The sequence below is a fragment of the Lacisediminimonas profundi genome (assembly GCF_008831265.1).
In the GTDB taxonomy this organism is placed as follows: Bacteria; Pseudomonadota; Gammaproteobacteria; order Burkholderiales; family Burkholderiaceae_D; genus Lacisediminimonas; species Lacisediminimonas profundi.
On sequence record NZ_VTTH01000002.1, the window covers coordinates 501,632 to 521,337 of the forward strand.

15 protein-coding genes and 1 tRNA gene are annotated in these 19,706 nt (G+C 62.0%); 2 read left to right on the forward strand and 14 right to left on the reverse strand.

What is annotated here, in order from left to right:
* Nucleotides 1–3: 3 nt before the first annotated feature.
* The 5 genes from FVE66_RS07990 to FVE66_RS08010 all read right to left on the reverse strand — a co-directional run bounded on the left by FVE66_RS07990 (nucleotide 4) and on the right by FVE66_RS08010 (nucleotide 7,165).
* Complete coding sequence (locus FVE66_RS07990; RefSeq protein WP_161993224.1) at nucleotides 4–2,247, reverse strand: arylsulfatase; 2,244 nt, start codon at nucleotides 2,245–2,247, stop codon at nucleotides 4–6.
* Between the two features lie 25 nt (nucleotides 2,248–2,272).
* The gene (locus FVE66_RS07995) at nucleotides 2,273–2,740 is read right to left on the reverse strand and encodes a hypothetical protein (RefSeq protein WP_151446866.1); all 468 of its coding nucleotides are present in this window, start codon (nucleotides 2,738–2,740) and stop codon (nucleotides 2,273–2,275) included.
* 7 nt (nucleotides 2,741–2,747) lie between these two features.
* Nucleotides 2,748–4,346, reverse strand: a complete 1,599-nt coding sequence (locus tag FVE66_RS08000; protein WP_151446867.1) for a GMC family oxidoreductase — start codon at nucleotides 4,344–4,346, stop codon at nucleotides 2,748–2,750.
* A gap of 91 nt (nucleotides 4,347–4,437) precedes the next feature.
* Entirely contained in the window at nucleotides 4,438–5,658 is a 1,221-nt protein-coding gene (locus FVE66_RS08005) for a mandelate racemase/muconate lactonizing enzyme family protein (RefSeq protein ID WP_151446868.1), read from the reverse strand.
* Nucleotides 5,659–5,695: 37 nt separating this feature from the next.
* Nucleotides 5,696–7,165 carry a sulfatase gene (locus tag FVE66_RS08010; RefSeq protein WP_151446869.1) on the reverse strand — a complete coding sequence of 490 codons (1,470 nt, stop codon included), beginning with the start codon at nucleotides 7,163–7,165 and terminating at the stop codon, nucleotides 5,696–5,698.
* Nucleotides 7,166–7,521: 356 nt separating this feature from the next.
* On the opposite strand from FVE66_RS08010, the gene FVE66_RS08015 reads away from it, so the two are divergent.
* The gene (locus FVE66_RS08015; RefSeq protein WP_151446870.1) at nucleotides 7,522–8,739 is read left to right on the forward strand and encodes a mandelate racemase/muconate lactonizing enzyme family protein; all 1,218 of its coding nucleotides are present in this window, start codon (nucleotides 7,522–7,524) and stop codon (nucleotides 8,737–8,739) included.
* Between the two features lie 59 nt (nucleotides 8,740–8,798).
* The gene (locus FVE66_RS08020) at nucleotides 8,799–9,848 is read left to right on the forward strand and encodes a LacI family DNA-binding transcriptional regulator (RefSeq protein WP_151446871.1); all 1,050 of its coding nucleotides are present in this window, start codon (nucleotides 8,799–8,801) and stop codon (nucleotides 9,846–9,848) included.
* Nucleotides 9,849–9,864: 16 nt separating this feature from the next.
* On the opposite strand, the gene FVE66_RS08025 is transcribed toward FVE66_RS08020, so the two are convergent.
* The 9 genes from FVE66_RS08025 to FVE66_RS08060 form a co-directional block, all read right to left on the reverse strand.
* Complete coding sequence (locus FVE66_RS08025; protein ID WP_151446872.1) at nucleotides 9,865–10,932, reverse strand: ABC transporter ATP-binding protein; 1,068 nt, start codon at nucleotides 10,930–10,932, stop codon at nucleotides 9,865–9,867.
* A 17-nt stretch (nucleotides 10,933–10,949) separates the two neighbouring features.
* Nucleotides 10,950–11,768 carry a carbohydrate ABC transporter permease gene (locus FVE66_RS08030; RefSeq protein WP_241673088.1) on the reverse strand — a complete coding sequence of 273 codons (819 nt, stop codon included), beginning with the start codon at nucleotides 11,766–11,768 and terminating at the stop codon, nucleotides 10,950–10,952.
* A 7-nt stretch (nucleotides 11,769–11,775) separates the two neighbouring features.
* The gene (locus tag FVE66_RS08035) at nucleotides 11,776–12,690 is read right to left on the reverse strand and encodes a carbohydrate ABC transporter permease (RefSeq protein WP_151446874.1); all 915 of its coding nucleotides are present in this window, start codon (nucleotides 12,688–12,690) and stop codon (nucleotides 11,776–11,778) included.
* A gap of 9 nt (nucleotides 12,691–12,699) precedes the next feature.
* Complete coding sequence (locus tag FVE66_RS08040; protein ID WP_241673089.1) at nucleotides 12,700–14,130, reverse strand: ABC transporter substrate-binding protein; 1,431 nt, start codon at nucleotides 14,128–14,130, stop codon at nucleotides 12,700–12,702.
* A 356-nt stretch (nucleotides 14,131–14,486) separates the two neighbouring features.
* Complete coding sequence (locus tag FVE66_RS20165) at nucleotides 14,487–14,648, reverse strand: hypothetical protein (RefSeq protein WP_161993225.1); 162 nt, start codon at nucleotides 14,646–14,648, stop codon at nucleotides 14,487–14,489.
* Nucleotides 14,649–14,768: 120 nt separating this feature from the next.
* Nucleotides 14,769–16,163: an SLC13 family permease gene (locus FVE66_RS08045; protein ID WP_151446875.1), complete on the reverse strand. Its 1,395-nt coding sequence runs from the start codon at nucleotides 16,161–16,163 to the stop codon at nucleotides 14,769–14,771.
* A gap of 208 nt (nucleotides 16,164–16,371) precedes the next feature.
* A tRNA-Val gene (locus FVE66_RS08050) sits at nucleotides 16,372–16,448 on the reverse strand.
* 74 nt (nucleotides 16,449–16,522) lie between these two features.
* On the reverse strand, nucleotides 16,523–18,766 hold the full coding sequence (locus tag FVE66_RS08055; protein ID WP_151446876.1) for a RelA/SpoT family protein: 2,244 nt from the start codon (nucleotides 18,764–18,766) through the stop codon (nucleotides 16,523–16,525).
* Nucleotides 18,767–18,800: 34 nt separating this feature from the next.
* Nucleotides 18,801–19,667: an alpha/beta fold hydrolase gene (locus tag FVE66_RS08060; RefSeq protein WP_151446877.1), complete on the reverse strand. Its 867-nt coding sequence runs from the start codon at nucleotides 19,665–19,667 to the stop codon at nucleotides 18,801–18,803.
* Nucleotides 19,668–19,706 lie beyond the last annotated feature (39 nt).

Consider the following 19,706-nt stretch of genomic DNA (forward strand, 5'->3'; position numbering starts at 1 on the left):
TCATCAGTCTTCACTGATGGAGAGAAGGTTTTCCAGGCCGGGATTGGCCAGCTGATCGTCCGCCAGCTCCACGGATACCTGGTGAATGGTCCCGGTGAACGTGAACGGACAGCGGTAACGGTCGCTGACCGGGCTGCCGTCGTCGTAGCCGCAATAAACACCGCCTGCGGTCGCGCCCAATGGCCACATGTTGCGCATCTCGATGCGGCCCAGCACTACGCCGTCGCAGAGCATGGTGCCGGTGCCGGCGCCATGTCCGTGCCTGGCGAATTCAAATTCCAGGATATGACGACCGGGGGCAAGGGCTGCCCCGGATTCGAGCACCCATCGCCTGTCAGGGCCGACATACTCATGCACCAGATGGCCGCCCTCGACAAAGAGCACATAGCCGCCGAAGCGGGTGCCCGCAGCCAGGATCACGCCAGCGGTGTCTGCCGCCAGCTCGACGTCCGCAACGATCCGGTAGGAGCGATTGGCCACCGGCGGGGCGGCCACGACCGATAGCCGGTCCATGCCGGGCTCGAACACGTAGCGCTGGCGGGAAGGAAGCTTGTAGGTGAACAGGATTCGTTGGCGGTCGCGGTCGTCAAGCGGGAGGACGTGATGCATTTCAGCCTGTTCCCACCAAAGTTCAACCAGTTGCCTGAGCTTTTCCGGATATCGCAAAGCCACGTCCTCGCTCTCCGTGAAGTCGACATCCACGTGGTAGAGCTCCCAACGGTCGCTCTCGTAGTCCGCTCCCTGCACATGGTGGGTCACTGCCTTCCATCCATCAGCCCAGATCCCGCGGTGCCCTAGCAGCTCGAAGTATTGGACTTTCTTGCGGCCGGGCGCGCGCGGCTCATCGAAGGTGTGCAGGAAGCTCGTGCCATGGATCGGCATCTGCTCCACTCCCTGAACCGTGGCCGGCGCATCCACCCCCACCGCCTCCAGCACGGTTGGCACGATATCGCTGCAATGACAGAACTGGGCGCTTACGAGCCCACCCTGCTTCATCCGCGCCGGCCAGTGGACTACCAGCGGGTCGCGCACGCCGCCGCCGTGCGTATGCATCTTGAACCATTTCAGCGGCGTGTTGCCTGCATGTCCCCAGCCCCTTGGATAGTTGTTGAACATGTGCTCGGAACCGAGCCGGTCCAACGCAGCCAGCTTTTGCTCCAGCGGCTCATCGAGGAACTGGTAATGCCTTCGGATGTTGGCATCGCCGAAGTCACCACCCTCCTCCGTCGCGCCGTTGTCCGACAGCACCATGAGCAGCGTGTTGTCGAGCAGGTCGCGCTCTCCGAGGTAGTCGACCAGGCGCCCTATCTGTTGGTCGGTGTGGTCCAGGAAGCCGGCGAATACCTCCTGATGACGGGCGCAGAGCCTGCGCTCATCCGGGCTCATGGAGTCCCATGGCCTTACTGCTTCATTCATCGGGGTCAGGTGCGATCCGGCAGGGACAATCCCCAGCTCCAGTTGCCGTGCAAACCAGCGCTCGCGCGCGACATCCCAGCCTTCATCGAAGCGGCCCGCATACTTGTCAATATGAGACCTGGGCGCATGATGCGGCGAGTGACAGGCCCCCAGCGCCACGTAGGAAAAAAAGGGCTTGCCTGGCGCCGCCGCTTGTTGGTCCCCGATCATGCCGATGGCCCGCTCGATCAAGTCTTCGGTCAGGTGATAGCCGGGGCGCCGCGGCGTCGGTATGGCGTGGTTGTCGCAGACCAGCTCCGGATTCCAGTGGTCCATCAGGGATGCAAGAAAGCCGTAATAACGCTCGAAACCGCGTCCGAGCGGCCACTGCCCGAACGGGCCGGCAGCAGTCCAGTCGCGCAGCCGTGCCAGGTGCCACTTGCCAACCGCGAAGCAGTTGTACCCGGCTGGTTGCAGGATCTCGGCCAGGGTTGCCGCACGCCGCGTCACCTGCCCCTGGTAGCCAGGGTAACCGGTACACCAGTCGGCAATCATTCCCATGCCGACTGCATGATGGTTGCGACCAGTCAACAGGGATGCGCGCGTCGGCGAGCACATCGCGGTGGTGTGGAAGTTGTTGTAGCGCCTGCCCGAAGCCGCCAGCGCATCGATGCGCGGCGTCTCGATGGTGGAACCATAGCACCCGAGATGCCCGAATCCGACATCATCCAGCACGATGATCACGACATTTGGCGCGCCAGGTGGCGCGCTTGGCTCGGGCACGATCCAGGGCTTCGAGTCCTGGTAGCTCCGCCCGATGACGCCGCCGAATTTTTCCGCTTCCTGGCTCATCTGGCAGTGCTTCCGGCGCACGCCATCAGGGAGCGTCCCGATATATCTTCCGGCGCGCCCGTACCGGTTCGAGCAGCGACCAGTCACCTTGCTCGACATCGAAGCCTTGCGGGAACGGCGGCCGCGGCTGCATGCCCAGCGCTTGCATGATCCGGTCATCGCGGTAATAGCACCTCGTCGTCACTGCTACCAGCGCACTCGCCAGCGCCGGATGATCGTCACGCATTTGCTGTGCAAGTGCCTCCTGCTGGCTGGCCGGCAGGTCAGCGAAGGGGCCTGCGGACATTTCTTCCAGGTGCTTGAGCACCTGCCGGACAGCACCGGCGTCCCGCCCCAGCGAGGAGACGATATCGCCAAAAATTGCTTGGTCATCGGCGCCGGGTACCTGGTACTCGGCGCTGGCGGGAATCATCAGCGCCACCAGCGCGCGCAGTGAACGCCGCTGCGTGTCGGACAGCGCGTTTGCTCCCGCAATCGGGATGTGCTTTGTCATCGGGGCCTCAATCAAACAGGTTGGCAAGACGGTTCTTGATGTTGTCGGCGATATAAAGAGCCAGCGCCTGGATGGTGGCGGTGGGGTTGACCCCGCCGGAGGTGACGAAGATGCTCCCATCGACGATGAACAGGTTCTTGACGTCGTGGCTGCGGCCCCACTCGTTGACCACCGAGCGCTCCGGGTCGGTTCCCATGCGAGCAGTACCCATCAGGTGCCAGCCCGCATGTGGCAGCGGTCCGTCGCTGACGATATCGCGCGCACCTGCGGCCTTGAGAATCTCGGTGCCGCGGGCGATCGAATGATCCAGCATCCGACGGCTGTTCTCGCTCAGGCGGTAGGTGATCTTGGGTGCCGGAATTCCGTTCGAGTCCTTCAGATGCGGATCGAGCGTGACGGTGTTGTGTTCTTCGGGCAGGTCCTCGCAGATCGCCACCATTCCCGCGCTGCGATCGAACAGCTGCCGATAGGCCTGATGGTGTCCTTCACCCCATGGAATCAGCCCGGAGGCCATGCCCGTCATTGCGGTCAATACCGGACCCTGCCCGCGCACGAACTGGTAGGTGTATCCGCGCAAATACCCGCGGCTGCGGTCGGTTTCGTAGAACTCCTGGCTCCAGGTGCCGATATGCGGTCCGCGATAGCCGTCCAGCGGCTCGTCGAAATAGCCGCGAATCGACGAGTAAGGGTGGAACATCAGGTTCTTGCCTACCAGTCCGCTGGAGTTGGCCAGACCATTGGGAAAGCGCGAAGAAGCCGAGTTCAGCAGGAGCCGCGGCGTCCCCACGCCATTGCAGGCGATGATCACCACCTCTGCGGGCTGGAAATGCTCCACGCCATCGGCGTCGTAATAGATCGCGCCGGAGGCCATGCCATCCTCGTTGGTGGTGATCTCGCGCACCCGGCAGCGCGTACGCAGCTCGACACGCTGGCGCAAAGCCACGGGCCAGTAGGTGATGTCGGTGCTGGCCTTCGCCCCTTGGGCGCAGCCAGCAATGCAGTGGCCGAGGTTGATGCACTTCGCCCTGCCCTCGTAGTCCTGGGTGGAGATGGCACTGTCAGCAGCCCACCAGTGCCATCCCAGCTGGTTCATCGCGCGCCCCAGCACCATGCCGGTCTTGCCCAGCGGCAGCGGGGGCAGCACCGCTTCCTTGGGCGGATAGGCCGGATCCCCGGCCAGCCCCGCTATGCCCATCATCCGGTCGTTCAGCGCGAAGTAGGGTTCCAGCGTGGCATAGTCCACCGGCCAGTCGTCAGCGACGCCATCAAGCGTGCGCACCCGGAAGTCCGAGGGATGCATGCGCGGGAAATGTCCTGCGTACAGGATCGTGCCCCCGCCCACACCATTGAAATTGGCGACCTTGATCGGCGTATCGTCCTCGTTGACAGGATAGTCCGCTGGATTGCCACGGCGGTTCGGATTGACGCTGAAATCGCCGAACTGCCGCTCCTCCCAGTCGCGGCCATTGCTCGGGTAGTCGGACGACTTGACCCAATCCCCTTGCTCCAGGCACACGATACGCATGCGGGTCTCGGCCAGGCTCCACGCTACCGCAGCGCCCGAAGCGCCGGCTCCGATAATCAATACATCAACAGCATTCGTCATAAGGACTTCCCTGGTCACTCAGTGGCTTTCGACGGGGATGAAGGCGCGCTGCCTGCATCGACAAATACACGATCTGCAAGACAGGCGACGATCAGCTCTGGGGCCGGGAACGGCCCATCAGGCCGTGCACCGCGATCGGCGGATATTCTTTGATGGCGTCTTCATTGGGTTCGGTGCCCCAACCCGGGCGGTCCGGCAGCACCAGGTGACCATCCTCGTAGACCGGTACATGGGTGAACAACTCGTGATCCCAGGCGATGCGGTCGATGTCCACCTCCATGATGCGCAGGTTCGGCACTGCCGCGCAGAAGTGCGCGTTCATCATCGTGCACAGGTGGCCGTAGAAGTTATGGCAGGCCACGTTGACCTCGTGCGCCTCGGCCGCAGCGGCGATCTTCATGGACTGCCATACGCCATTCCACGGCGTGTCGACGATCGCCACGTCCACCGCTTGCTCGCGCAGGAAGGGCAGGAACTGCTGCACGCCGATCAGCGTTTCGCAGGAGGCGATGGGATGCCGGCTTTGCGAGCGCAAGTACGCCAGCGCTTGCGGGTTCAGGGTGTCGATCTCGACCCAGAACATGTCGAGGTCGGCGATCTCGCGCAGGATCCGCAGGTAGCCCTCGGTCTTGGCATTGAAATTCAGGTCCAGCATGATGTCCATGTCCGGGCCGGCGGCGTCGCGGAGGATCTCCAGGTGCTCGCGCAAGCCCTTCAGGACCTTGCGGTCGATGTTGAGTTCCGGCGCGAATGGCGTACCGAAGCCGGTAGCCCAGCGCGCGATCTTTCCGTCCTGCTCATAGCGCCAGATGTTGGTCTTGAGCCCAGTAAACCCTTTTTCCCTGACCTCGCGGGCCAGGTCGCGCACCCCCGCTGCGTCGTGGATCTCGGGCTGGTAGTGGGGTACGCGGCCAGCCCGCCAGGTGACGCAATGCGACCAGTACACGCGCAGGCGATCGCGGATCTTGCCGCCCAGCAGGTCGTAGCAGGGCACCCCCAGTGTCTTGGCCTTGGCGTCCAGCAGCGCGTTTTCGATGGCGCCGAGCGCCTGCCCGACCACCCCGCCCGAGCCTGGCCGCGTCACGCAGTGCAGGTCTTCGCGGATGCGTTCGTGCTGCATCACCGACTGCCCCACCACTCGTGAAGCCAGTTGCTCGATGACTGCGCCCACCCCGGGCGAGCCGAAGCCTTCGTCGAACTCGCTCCAGCCGACCAGGCCGTCGTCGGTCGTGATTTTCACGAAGTAGTAGTTGCGCCAGGAGGCGCTGCACGAGAGGGTCTTGAGTTCGGTTACACGGTGCTGGGCTGTCATGGGAAGTGCGTCCTTATGGGTATATGGAGGAGTGGTTCTAGTCACGGGTGGCAAACGGGACGCTCCCGCCTGCATCGGCAACAGTGGCCGCGCGGTCCAGCAAGTACTGCGGGAATGAGCCACCGGCGTCTTCCTTGCCAATGCGGAACATGGCCTCCACGATCTCGGGATGTTCGGCGGCCATGCTGGTCTCCTCCCCCTGCGGCCGGTGCGCGGGGTACAAAAACGCGCCGGTTCCGTCGATCTTGGCGTTGAACCACCAGTTGTCGTCGATGACGGTCATGCCCACGCCCCATCCGACCGTGACATGGTCGCGAATCGGCGCGCCGCCGGCGAAGGCGGTTTTATAGAAGGACTTTCCGTCAATCGGCTCCGGGCTCGTCACGCCGGTGGCCTCGAGCACGGTTGCGGCAATGTCGTGTGCCTGCACGAACGCATCGCACTTTGTCCCGGCGCCAAGCTTTCCGGGATGCCGGATCATCAAGGGGACATCGTAGGTCTCGGGGTCGGACGGATAGGGACGCTTGCCAATGAATCCGCGGCGATCCCACAGCGAATGACCGTGGTCCGAAGTAACGATCACGATCGAATCCTCCAGCATGCCGTTGACCCGCAGCGACTCCATCAAATGACCGAACCAGCGGTCGCACATTTCCACCAGTCCGGAATAATTTGCCCGCGTGCGGCGCAGCAAGTCTTCGCTGATGTCCGGGATTTCCGCGTAAGGCGAAATCACCTGCTCGCGGCCTTCATGGGCGTCGTAGCGCTTCCGGTAGTGCTCGGGCACGAACCATGGCTCGTGCGGGTCGAAGCATTCGACCGTCAGAAACATGCGCTCGGCATCCTGGTTCTGCTCAACCCAGCGGCCCGCCTCCTGCATCACCTGCGCGTTGAACCACAACTCCTCGCGCACCCGGTCGCGCATGTTCAGCAATGCCTTGCTGTCGAACCAGAACGAATCCTTGTTGGCGGCTTTCATTACCCGGTCGTGGACCTCGCTGAACTCCGGCGGAATCCAGCGCTCGATCTCCTCCTTCGTCGGCACGCGCCCGCTGCGCGAGTGATCCGTTTCCTGGCCCCGTATGAAAGTCCACTGGTCGAAGCCGCGCCAGAAGTTCTTCCCCGGCTTGAACTGGTGATACAGATCCGAGACGAGACCGGTGCGGAATTTCTGTTCAGAAAATATTTCGGACAAGGTGTGTTGCTGCTCCGGGATTGGCCCCCAGCCCGGAAAGTAGCCGACGCACCAGTCCCCCTTCATGTAACGGAAATCGCCGTTATGAAATGGATAGGTGCGCTGACCCGTGTAGATTGCGCGGCGCGCACACAGGGTCGGCAAGGACTCGGGGAAAGCGCGCGTGAACATCACGGACTCTTCGGCAAATGCATTGAGATTCGGCGTGTGGATCGAACCCCACGGAGGTGATCCGCCGTAGCAGCCCAGGGCGTCACGCCGCAGGGAATCAAAGACGACCAGGATGACGTTGCGAGCGGGTGCGGCGGACATGGAGCTCCTCGTAGTGCGCTTGTTGCGCTGTTTGACCAATCAGTAGTCAGCGCAATGGTAGCGCATATCATTTTGAACTGCAACAATCCTGTTTCACAAAATTCTTGAATAGCCAAACCAGACTGGATGACAGCAACTCTCTCGTTGCATATCCCGCATATACCATAGCTAACAGTCGAAACTTTTTGGCTACCGCAGCTACCACGACCCGCTTGCCGCAATCCTTGATCACCGCTATCATCCAAGCTGCATTCGCCTCACCGGCCAAGCTGCGAACCGCAGGCTGCCGCGTAAAACCCGCAGCAAACCTCACCGCGCCTCCCGTCACACCGATCACCCATAAGGAAGCACTTCCCATGACAGCCCAGCACCGTGTAACCGAACTCAAGACCCTCTCGTGCAGCGCCTCCTGGCGCAACTACTACTTCGTGAAAATCACGACCGACGACGGCTTGGTCGGCTGGAGCGAATTCGACGAAGGCTTCGGCTCGCCCGGGGTGGGCGCAGTCATAGAGCAACTGGCTTCACGGGTGGTGGGGCAGTCGGTGATGCAGCACGAACGCATCCGCGAAGACCTGCACTGCGTGACGCGGCCAGGCTCGGGCGGGGTGGTCGGGCAGGCGCTCGGCGCCATCGAAAACGCGCTGCTGGACGCCAAGGCCAAGACGCTGGGGGTGCCCTGCTACGACCTGCTGGGCGGGAAGATCCGCGATCGCCTGCGCGTGTACTGGTCGCATTGCGTGACATGGCGGGCCTCGCGCCGGCCACACTACCAGCCCGAGATCCACGACGCTGACGGCGTTCGCAAGCTGGCGCGCGAAGTGCGCGAGCGCGGCTTCACCGGGCTCAAGACCAATATGTACCGCTACGAGAACCAGCAGATCCTGGGTTGGGGCGCCGGCTTTGGCAACCCGTTCATGCCGGAACTCAACATCGACCGCAAGGTCCTGAAGGGCTTGCGCGAGCACCTGGAGATCCTCCGCGACGCCGCCGGCCCGGACATGGACATCATGCTGGACCTGAATTTCAACGCCAGGACCGAGGGCTACCTGCGGATCCTGCGCGAGATCGCCGACCTCGACATGTTCTGGGTCGAGATCGACACCCTGAACCCGCAGGCGCTAGCGTACTTGCGCTCGCAGAGCCGGCATCCCATCGCCTCCTGCGAAACGCTGATCGGCGTGCAGCAGTTCCTGCCGTTCCTGCGCGAGCAAGCGGTGGACGTGGCGATCGTCGACACGCCGTGGAATGGCGTATGGCAGTCCATGAAGATCGCCGCTGCGGCCGAGGCGCACGAGGTCAACGTGGCCTGCCATAACTTCTACGGCCACCTGTGCACGATGATGAACGCGCATTTCTGCGCGGCAGTGCCGAACCTGCGCATCATGGAGGTGGACATCGACCGCATCGCCTGGGATCACGAGTTGTTTACCCATGTGCCGGTCTACGAGGATGGTCACCTGGTGCTGCCGGACCGCCCGGGTTGGGGCACCGAGCCCAATGAAGACGCCATCAGGGAATATCCGCCGATCGCGGTGCACGGCCTGATGGGCCGTTCGCAGCCGCCGAACTAAAAGCTGGATAGGGCAAGGAAAATGGCGGTATCCTTGCCCTGTCCACAGAAAAAAAATCCATGGCTGAATCGAAGTCAAAACGCGTTCGCGCAGGCAGTAGCGGGCACCGGATCGAGGAAGTAGCGAAGCTTGCAGGCGTTGCGCCGATCACTGTATCCAGGGTCCTGAACAAGCCCGACACCGTATCCGAGAAAACGCGGGCTGCGGTTTGGGTCGCCATCGAGAAGATTGGCTATATCCCCAATCGCCTCGCTGGCGGCTTGGCCTCGAACACGTCACGCACCATTGGAATGGTGCTGCCGTTCATCGATAACCCCGCATTTGCCGAACGCGTCCAGGGCGTGACTGACGTGATCTCGGCCGAGGGCTACACCTTGCTTCTCGGCCTGAGCGGCTACTCTCCCGAAACCGAGCTCGAGCATGTGATCTCATTCCTTGGACAGCGCGTAGCCGGCCTGATACTCACCGGTGCCGTGCATGCTGAGCGCACCTACAAATTGCTGGCAAATGCGGGCATCCCCGTCGTGGAGGTTCCGCTGATCTCGGGGCGCCTGATCGACATGGCAGTGGGTTATTCCAACGTCGACGCCAGCTACGCGATGATGGAGCACCTGACACGCTGCGGCTATCGCAAGGTCGGGCTGATCTCCACCCCAGTTGAGAATGACCAGATCACGAGGGATCGCCGGGCGGGTTACGAAAAGGCCCTGGCGGATTTCGGGCTCGCCCACGATGAGACGATGAAGATCGAGGCCAGGGGTGGCGTGGTCAACGGCGAGAAGGCTTTTGTCGAACTGCTCTCGCGCCATCCGGACATTGACGCCGTGTTCTGCACCACCGACATCCATGCAATCGGCTGCATGCTGGAGGCAAAGCGGCGCGGAATCGAGGTGCCGGCGGACTTGGGCATAGCGGGCTTCGACGATATTGAGCTCGCGCAGGAATTTTTGCCGCCGCTGACTACGGTCCGGCTTCAGCGCTACGAAATTGGCCGAAACGCCGCCCGCATGCTGATGGACACTTTCCGCGGCAACAGTCCGGAGCAACGCACCATCGACCTCGGTTTCGAGGTGATCGTGCGCGGCTCCACGAAAAAGCCGCGGAAATAGCCGATCGCAGCCTTTCTCAGTTGAGCCGGGCCCCGCTGTCGGCATCGAAAAGATGCAGGCGCTCGGCGGGCAAGCGTACCGGCACCCGGTCACCGGGCTCGGCCGAGGTTCGTGTCACCAATACCCGCAAACGTTGACCATCCATGCTGCCGATCAGCAGCGTCGTCGTGCCGAGTTGCTCGCAGACTTCGACCTCCAGCCAACCGGTGGCGGTGGACGATGACGCTTCCAGCGCCAGCTCGACATGGTCCGGCCGGATTCCGACCTTGACCTGCCTGCCCCCGCTCAGGCCGTCCAGGCGTTCAGCGGAAATCGAGCAAGTCGCTCCCTTCAGCATGCCGTCCTCGACCCGCATGTCAAGAATGTTCATCTCCGGCGAACCGACAAACCCGGCCACGTAAAGGTTGTTCGGCCGGTCGAAGATTTCCAGCGGCCGCCCCACCTGCTGCACCCTGCCGTCGCGCATGATCACGATCTGGTCGGCAAGGGTCATGGCCTCGACCTGGTCGTGGGTCACGTAGATCATGCTCTTCTCGATGCGTCGCTGGAGCTTGAAGATTTCTTCGCGCATCTGCACGCGCAACTTGGCATCGAGGTTGGAAAGTGGTTCGTCGAGCAGGAACACCTCTGCGTCCCTGACGATCGCGCGCCCGAGGGCTACTCGCTGCATCTGGCCGCCCGACAATTGCTTGGGCCTGCGCGCCAGCAGTTCGGAGAGCCCGAGCAACTGTGATGCCGTGAGCACGCGCGATTCGATCTCGGATTGCGGCACGCCACGGATCTTGAGGCCGAACCCCAGGTTTTCGGCGACGGTCTTGTGCGGGTATAACGCATAGTTCTGGAACACCATGGCAATGTTCCGGTCCCTGGGATCGAGATGGGTCACGTCCTGCTCGCCGATCAGGATACGACCGCTCGACACCGATTCCAGGCCGGCGATCATGCGCAGCGTCGTCGTCTTTCCACAGCCCGACGGCCCGAGAAAAACCGTCAAGCCACCTCGCGGAAGTTCCAGGTTCACGTCCCGCACCACCTCCACGTCGCCAAACCGTTTGTACACCTGCTCCAGTCGTACTACTGACATCACATTCCTCCAGGCCTTTAGCCCTTGATACTGCCCGCCGCAAGCCCATGCACGAGGTACTTGCGCACAAAGATCGAAAACAAGACCACCGGCATCATGACGAGAGTCCCAGCCGCCGCCATCCGCCCCCACTCCCATCCGACATACTGTATGAACCCGACAATCGCCACTGGCGCTGTGGATGCCTGGGTGCGGGTGAGGATCAACGCGAAGAAGAAGTCATTCCACGACTGGATGAAACAGATCACCGCAGTGGCAGCCAGGCCGGGCCCGGCCAGGGGCAGAGTCACCTTCAGGAAGGTCTGCCAGGTGGTGCAGCCGTCAATCGCCGCGGCCTCTTCCAGTTCGCGCGGGATGGCGTCGAAAAACGGCTTCATCATCCAGATCACCAGCGCAAGGCTGAATGTGAGATAGACGATGACGAGACCGGTGCGGGTATCGTGAAGGTCGAGGTAGCGGTATGTGATGTATAGCGGAATGGTGAACGCGATCGGCGGCGCCATCCGCGTGACCAGGATCCAGAGGCCGATCTGGCGCGCGGAACGAAACTTTCCCCGTGATAGCGCATAGGCAGCCGGCACCCCGAACAGCATCGCCAATATGGTGGCCGCAGTGCTGCTGATGATGCTGTTGATGAAGGAAAGCGGGAAGTTCCCCTTCCACAGCGCCAGATAGTTCTCCAGCGTCGGCATGAACAGGAAGCTGCTGCTGAAAAGTTCTTCCTTGGGCCTGAATGACACCTGGATCAGCCAGAACAGCGGGTACAGGACCAGCAGCAGCAGGATCAGGGTCGCGACATCGCCCAGCCACTTGGGATGCCGCTGCCGCCATGTCAATTTCGGTTCAGTTCGGAGCGCCATTTTTCGGGGTAGTGAGGCCATATATGAAGTAGCTGATGAGGAACACCGCTGCCAGCATGGTCGTGGCAATCGCGCTGCCATATCCCCATAGCGAGAAGGTGAACGCCTGCCGGTAGACGTAGAAGTTGGTCACCTCGGTCACTTCACCCGGGCCACCGTCGGTCATGATGAAAATCAGCGGGAAGGCCTTCACGCTATCGATCAGGATGAAGAGGCCCGCGACGACCAGCGTCGGCATGATGAACGGCAGCCGGACATGCCAGAATATCTGCCAGCGGCTGGCGCCATCGATCCGGGCCGCCTCGATCGGACTTTCCGGCACCATCTGCAGCGCCGCCAATGACATCAGCATGGCGAAAGGAAAGTGCTCCCAGGTGCCGGCAAATACGATCGCCCAGAGCGCGGTGGATGGATTGGTCAACAGCGGCCCGACCGGCAGTCCGATCCAGGCCAGGGCCCGGTGGATCGGACTGATATCGACCGTAAACAAGGCCAGCCAGGTGATGCCCACCACGATCGGGGGCAACACCATGGGTATCAGCATTCCCGAGCGCGCCCATAGCCTCATTCTGGTGTTTTCGTTGAGCAGCAGGGCAACACCAAGGCCTGCAAGCATTTGCAGCACCACTGATGCGATGGACAGTTTGATCTGCACCACGACGGAGTGCGTAAAGCGCGGGTCCTCGAGCATCTCGACGTAGTTCGCAAAAGGCTTGTCGAAATTCCACGCCGTGCCGGGCACCGCGAGATTCAGCGGCGTCAAGGAGGTCAGCACCAGGTACAGCGCCGGCGCAGCGGTCAGGACGACAAGAATCGCCAGCGCCGGAAGCAATCCGACGAACAACTGGCGATCCCGTCTCTCGGACCAGCCGCCCGGCTTGATGCTCAAAGATGCCATTGCCACGCCCTAGATCTTGATGCCTGCGCGCTTCAGGTCGGCGATGGCAGCTACTTGCGCCTGCTTCATCGACTCCTTCGCGCTCATCTGACCCGAGATGATCCGTCCCAGGGCTTGATTGAGCTGGACGTTGATCTGCGGGTAGGCCGGGACCGTCCGATATTTCATGTGGCCCTGTTCGCCAAGCTTGATCGTGTCGAGCACGATCTGCCCGGTGTCCTGGCCGTTGACGGTGATCAGCTTGCGGTATTCGGGAGCGTCGAAGATCGATCGGCGCGTCACCGATCCGAGCCCCTTCTCCTTGACCATCCGATTGAGAAGCGCCTTTGAGGTAGCCCATTTGATGAACTCCCAGGCGGCATCCTTGTTCTTCGAGCCAACCGGAATTCCCCAGCCGTGCGACGCGATCCCGGGGAACCTGCCCTTGGGTCCACGTGGATACAAGGAGAACCGAAGCGTGGACGCCACCTTGGAGTTGGACTCCATCATGGACATGCCGCCGGAATGCGTCTGGAGCGAGTGGTTGGCCTTGCCGGCCCGGATCAGCTCCCCGGTCTGCCCATAAGACATGCCACCTGCGCCAGGCGGGCCGAACTTGCTGACGATGCGCGCCAACTGCTCGGCTGCCACGATCGCCTCGGGTGTATCGAGCGTAGGCATGAGGTCATCCGGCGGTGCGCGGAACACGTTGCCGCCATACCCTTGCAGGAACGGCGGGTACCAGAAGCCCCAGTGATTGTCAGCCAGGAAGCCGTCCACGCCGTCCTTTTTGTGAACGACGCCGAGGCTGCGTTCGAGCTCGTCGAAGGTATCGGGCATCGCCAGGCCGTTCGCCTTGAACAAGTCGAAGCGACTGGCAATGGCCATTCCCGAGTCGGTCACCCAGGGGATGCCGTGCGTGACGCCTTTCCTGTCCTTCAGGGGACTTACGGCGCCTGGCAGGAAGTCCGCGAAATCAAAGTCAGCAGCCGTTTTGTTGCGGTCGTTGATATAGGGATCAAGCGGCGTCAGCCAACCGTTCCCGATCCACCGGTTGGTGAACACGAAGGTGATGTTGAGGACGTCGTATCCGCTGCCCTTGGTCGACAGTTCGAGGTCGGCGCGCTGGTTATACACCTGCAAGCCCGGCGTGTCGTAATTGACCTTTGCGCCGGTCGCCTCGGTGAATTCACTGATGTAGTCGGCGAGCAGGGCCGGATACCGCGCGCTCCAGCACGACACATTCAGCGTCACGCCGCTGAAGCGCTTGGCCTGCGCCATGACAGCCGGCGCAGCCAGCCCAAGACCAGCCGAGGCCAGCGCCGCGGCACCTGCACCGAGCAGCTTGCGCCTGTGCGGACTGAGCGGCCCTGCATCGGGGGACAAGGACATCGCCCCCTCCCCCGCAACTGGATCGCATCCGGACTTCGAAGAAAGGGTCGTCTTGGGCACCTGCGTCATGTTCGTCTCCTGGCTATGTGTGGCCTGATCTACGGTCAGCTGCGTCGGATCGATATGCGAATCATTTTTCGCCCATCGACAAGATTAATGTTAGCGTTACCAAATCATATCCGTCAAGTGACTTTTCAGATATTTTTTTGGATCAATTTGAAGACAAATTGGCTCACCATCGCACGTATTTATCACTATGAGCGGCTGCAGAATCAGGCGCCCTGCAACCGAGTGACACACTCCAAATGATAGCGGACATCATTTTTAGGAGCATACTGTCAATCGGCCTCAGTCAAAAATCATCCGTATCGTGGTGAGCGATGCGCATGAGAACTTGTTGTGCTGTCAAATTGTAATGTCAGCGGTCAACAGGGATTGGCATTTTTCTCATTTTTTCTGGCATTTTGCAGCCCTGCCCGCAGTGAATCGCTGGTCAGCGTAAAGCGACGGTGGCGCTGCATGATCCGGTCGAGGATGGCATCGCCGCACGGCCCGGCACAGGCGCGCAGGCAGCCGAAAGCGTTCAATGCGCTGACGAAGATGTGAACAGGAAGATGTGAACAAGAAGATGTGGTCACGGCGGCCAGCGGTCCGCCCGATGCTGGAGCCGGCGTAAATCACGCAGCCGGCATGCCGCCATCGCAATCTCAGAAGGGTGTGATTTTCAGCAGCGCCAGCAAGGCCCAGGCGGTCAATACCAGGATGCAGACAATATCGAGCGCCAGGCCTGCCCGCAGCATGACCCGCTGCGGCACGTGCCCCGTCCCGAACACCAGGGCGTTAGGCGGGGTTGCCACCGGCAAGGCAAAGCCACAGGATGCCGCAAGAGCCACCACGACGACCAGGATCTCCGGGGGCAAGCCCATTTGAACCGCGACCGCCGCAAAAACCGGAACCAGCAAGGCCGCTGCGGCCGTGTTGCTGGCGAATTCGCTGAGCAGCACCATGAAGGCGGCCACGACCAGCAGCATGGTCCACGGCGCAGCGCCCTGCAATGCGCCGGCCACCTGCTGCCCAAGGACCACCGATGCGCCTGATGCGCCGAGGATCTCGCCCAGCGCCAGTCCGCCTCCGAACAGCAGCAGAACGCCCCAATCAGTATGCTCCACCACGTCCCGCCAGGTGACCAGTCCAAGCGCCACCACTGCGACGACTGCAGCCACGGCAAAGAAGGTGTCCGGGCTCTGTATGCCCATCGCCTTCAAAGGCGCGGCGCCAAAAATCCAGCCCAGCGCGGTCAGGGCGAACACCAACAGGGTCAGGACGCGCGCGCCGGTCCAGGGCACGTCATCCATGACAATCTCGATGCTCCGGTTCAGTTGTGGACGCAGCACCAGCCACAAGGTCAGCACCATCAGCGGCATCAGCGCCAGCACCAGGGGAATTCCTATCCACAGCCATTCTGCAAAATCGATGCCCGCCGCGCGCGCGGCAATGGCATTGGGTGGCGAACCCACCAATGTGCCGATGCCGCCGATGCTGGCCGCATAGGCAACGCCCAGCAGGACAAAGGCGAATGTCCGGCGGTCGCTACGGAGATCAAGTGGACTGAGTATTCCAAGGGCCAGTGGCAGCATCATGGCCGCCGTCGCGGTGTTGCTGATACCCATGGAGAGGACGGCCGTGACCGCAAACAGCAGGTAAACCGCGCGGCCCAGGTGGCCGCCCGAGAGCACCAGCAGCGCTACCGCCATCTTGCGATCCAGTTGCTGGACCCTCAGTGCGGTCGCCAGCGCGAATCCGCCGAGGAACAAAAACACAATGGGGTCGGCAAAGGGAGCAAGGGCGCTGGTGGTGGTCAGGCCCGGGAAACCCAGCAACAAGCCACCCAGCGGCACCAGTAGCGCGGTCACAGCGAGGTGCAATGCTTCAGTCAGCCAAAGCACCCCGATGAACACCAGCAGGCACAAGCCTTTCCTGACGGCAGGCTCGAAGGGCAGCCACAGGTACATGCCAGCAGCCAGGCCAAGCGCCAGCAGCACGATCAAGCCGGTGCGAAGCGCCGAAAACCGCGGGTTTGCCGCTTCGGAATCAGGATTCATGCGGGCTTGTTGGTGACCGGAATGTGGATGCAAAGAGGGAGCAGAAAGTGTACCGGACAAGTGTAGCCGACCACATGCGCATTGCCGACATCGGGCGCCCGCTTTCGGCCAACTTCCTCTGGCCAATTTCAAGAAACCCGGAAACAAAAAAGCCGACCCTTGTGGGGTCGGCTTTTTTGCTGAGCGTCGGTGAAACCGCTTCGAATGTTGGTAGGCACGATTGGACTCGAACCAACGACCCCTACCATGTCAAGGTAGTGCTCTAACCAGCTGAGCTACGCGCCTAAAGAACGAAATTATAGCGACCTTTTATTTGCCGCGCCAGTGTTTTGTTTCCTGACTGATTTTTTCGATGTGACCTATTGCCGCCGCGCCTCGTACACCCCCGTTACTTCCCTGATTGTCGACAGCGCCTTCTGCAATTGCGCGGTCGAACTGATCTCGGCGGTGAACCCCATCCGCGCCTGGCCCTTGGCGCTTTGCGTGCTGACGCCGATCACGTTGATCTTCTCGCGCAGGAATATCTCCGATATGTCGCGCAGCAGGCCTTGGCGGTCGCCGGCCAGCACGAAGATATCGACCGGATAAACTGTTTCGCTGCCGGGCGTGCCCCATTCGCAGGCGATCACCCGCTCGGGGGCGTGCTGCATCATCTCGGCAAAATTCTTGCAATTGGCGCGGTGGATGGAAACGCCCTTGCCGCGGGTAACGAAGCCGACGATGGAATCCGGCGGCGCCGGCTTGCAGCAACGCGCCAGTTGCGTCATCAGCCCTTCCGTGCCAACCACCAGCACGCCCGATTTTGCGCCCTGCACCACGCTCGATGCGCGGCTCTTGCGGGCCACCACCGCGTCGTCCGGATTGATCTCCTTCGGCGGCTCCTCGTGCAAGGCCTGCTCGACATGGCGCAGGCTGAACTGATCCTTGCCAACCGCGAGGAACAGGTCTTCCACCTTGCCGAAACCGAGCTTGTGGGCGAGTTCGTCGAGATTGACCGCAGTCCTGCCCTCGCGCTGCAGCGTCTTTTCTATGATTGCCCGCCCGGCCGACAGGGTCTCCTGCTGTTCCACCGCATTGAACCAGGCCCGGATCTTGGAGCGCGTGCGCGCGCTCGCCGCGTAGGTGGGGCTGAGCCAGTCGCGCGAGGGGCCAGCCGCCCCCGATGCCGCCTGCTCCCCTTTTGCGGTGATGATTTCAACTGTCTGGCCGTTCTTGAGCGGCGTATTCAGCGGCACCATCACGCCGTCCACGCGCGCGCCGCGGCAGCGGTGACCGACATCGCTGTGCAGGTGGTAGGCAAAGTCGATCGGCGTGGCGCCGGCCGGCAGTTCGATCACGCGCGCCTGCGGCGTCAGAACGTAGATATGGTCGTCCAGCGTCGCCGACTTCAGCTTCTCGACCCATTCGTGCTGCAAGTCGTCGGGGCCGACCACGCTGTCGACCACTTCGCTCTTCCAGGCCAGCAGTTGCCGCAGCCAGGCGATCTTCTCATCGTACTTCTTCGCCTGCGAGGTCGAGCCGCCACTCTCCTTGTAGCGCCAGTGCGCCGCCACGCCATACTCGGCGAAGTGATGCATTTCCCTGGTGCGTACCTGCACCTCCAGCGCGCGCCCGTCGTCGCCAACGACCACCGTGTGCAGCGATTGGTAGCCATTGGGCTTGGGGCGGGAGATGTAGTCGTCGAATTCCTTCGGTATTGGCGTCCAGATGTTGTGCACGATACCCAGCACCGTGTAGCAGGTGCGCACGTCATCGACGATCACGCGAAACGCGCGCACGTCGTACAACTCGGAGAATTCGAGCGACTTGCCGCGCATCTTCGACCAGATGCTGTAGATGTGCTTGGGACGTCCGTTCACTTCGGCCCTGATTCCGGCGGCCGCCAGTTCGGACTTGAGCCTTGCGATCGCCTGGGCGACGAAAGCTTCACGCTCGAGGCGCTTTTCCTCCAGCATGCGGGCGACCAGCTTGTACGATTCCGGCTCCATGAAGCGGAACGACAAATCTTCCAGTTCCCACTTCAATTGCCAGATGCCAAGCCGGTTCGCCAGCGGCGCATACAGTTCGAAGGTTTCGTGCGCGTATCTTTCGGTGCGCTCATCCTGCAGCTTGTGCTCAGCGAAAAAGCGCAGCGTCGTCAGCCGTGAGGCCAGCCGGACCAGCACCGCGCGCATGTCGGACGCCATCGCCAGCAGCATCTTGCGCAGGGCCTCGACCTGCCCGGCCGCGCCCGGCGGCAGGTCGCGTGTGCGGCCCGCCTCGCGATGCGCAAACGTCATCTCGTGCAGCCGCATCAGCCGCTGTATGCCGCCAACGAAGTCGGCAGTCTCGCGGCCGAAATGCTTCTCTATCGTGTCCAGGAATTTCGGGTCGAACACATGCAACTCGAACAGCAAGGCGGCAATGCGGGTATCAGCGTCCGAGGACAACTGCGCCAGCACCGTGGCCACCTGCTGCGAGAACTCGAGCGCATCCTGCCCGGTGCGCAACACCTGCCCGGAATAGACCGGACGAACGAACTCCAGCGCAGCCAGTACCCGGGCTGCGTCTGCTTCGGACAGCCCGGTAGTCAGCTGTGACTGTTCAGTGGCAAATGAAACCATGTCTTCTTCTCTCGATCGCAGCCGGGGCTGCGAACTATTCCTTCAGGAAGCCAGCAACAAGGCTGATCTGGTCCTGATGCTGCAGGGTCGGCGCATGGCCGACGTCCGGAATTTCCAACAGCCGCGCACGCGGCCCCCGCTGGGTCATTTCCTTGGCAGTCTCCACACCAAGCAGGTCGGATTGCTGCCCCCGTATCAGCAAGGTGGGACAGGCAATTGCATCGTAGGCCGCCCACAGCGCCGCTTCGGACTGGCTGGCAATCTCGGGCGTGATCGCCCGGATCGCGTCGGCCACGCGAAGATCGTAATTGCGGGTCCACATTCCGTCTTCATCTTGCCGCAATACATCGGTCGCCAGCTTGCGCCATTCGTCATCGCCATGTTCGCCGAAAGGTGCCGATATCATCCGGATATAGGCTATCGCTTCTTCCAGTTGCCTGAAGCGCACCGGCTGGCCAATGTACTCGCCTATGCGCGCCAGCGCAGCCGGATTGACCAGGGGACCGACATCATTGAGCACCAGCCTTGCAATCGGCGTGCCCGCCAGCGACGCCAGCAACATGCCGATCAGGCCACCCATCGAGGTACCCACCCAGGCCACCTGCTCCACCCCCAGCCGGGCCACCAGCGTAACCATGTCCGCGACATATTGCGGCAGTTGGTAATGCGCAGGATTGCGCAGCCGGTCCGAGCGTCCGCGCCCGACCACGTCGGGACAGATCACCCGGAAGTCAGCGCACAGTTCTTGTGCAAGCGCGTCGAAATCATCCGACACACGGGTCACGCCGTGAACGCAGATCACGACATCGGGATTGTCCGGCCGGCCCCATTCCTTGTATGCCATCCGATGCAAGCCGGAAGGTGACAGGCACTGGACGGTACGTTGGATGGCAGCGGTCATGTGGTGAGCAGTAGTACTACGGGTGGGCGTAGCCGCCAT